General features: G+C 67.9%; 1 protein-coding gene. It reads right to left on the minus strand.

What is annotated here, in order from left to right; genetic code table 11:
* Positions 1–156 precede the first annotated feature (156 nt).
* Positions 157–624: PD-(D/E)XK nuclease-like domain-containing protein (locus ON31_RS29485; protein ID WP_039818354.1), on the minus strand; the 468-nt coding region annotated here is incomplete at its 5' end.

Here is a 624-nt window from a genome sequence, read left to right on the forward strand (position 1 = left end):
GCGCGGCGGGGGCATCGTCGATGCCGAGTTGCTTGAGCACGGCGACTTGCTGCGGGCTGAATTCCCGTTGGTCGGCGGTCAGCTCGATTGCCGACCGGGCGGCGGCCCGAGCGGTGTCGAGGTCGGTGTTCGCGGTGGTAGCGATTTCGGTCGTGGTCACCGGTGGTCCTCCTGCTTGTATGCCCATGCGGGCAAGTCGATTTGGTGGATTTCGTCGCCGTAGCCCGGCCACACGCCGGTATCCATGCACCGGCGAATCGCTGCGAGGGACTCGCGGTTGCGGCGGCGGCCGAGCTCGACGGCCTCGGGCCGCAACTCGATGGCGGTCGCCAGGTACGGCGGCTCTTTTGAGACGACGAGGAACGCGAACGCGGCTTCGATGTCGTGCTCGAGCAAGCGGTCGACGTACCAGGGGTCTTGCCGGAAATAGCCGAATTTCCAACAGCTTTCGGCGAACTTGCGCGGGTCGGCCGAGGTGCTCGTCTTCACGTCAAGCGCCAGCGCGAGGCCGGACCGGTGCGGCCGGTACAGGGCGTCGGGCCGCACCTTGACCTCGAGCCCGGTCTCGGCGTCGATCGACCAGCCGGAAAGCTCGGGCTCGCCGTCTCGCAGTGCGACGCCGAG

Source organism: Nocardia otitidiscaviarum NBRC 14405 (genome assembly GCF_000308635.1).
Lineage (GTDB): Bacteria > Actinomycetota > Actinomycetes > Mycobacteriales > Mycobacteriaceae > Nocardia > Nocardia otitidiscaviarum.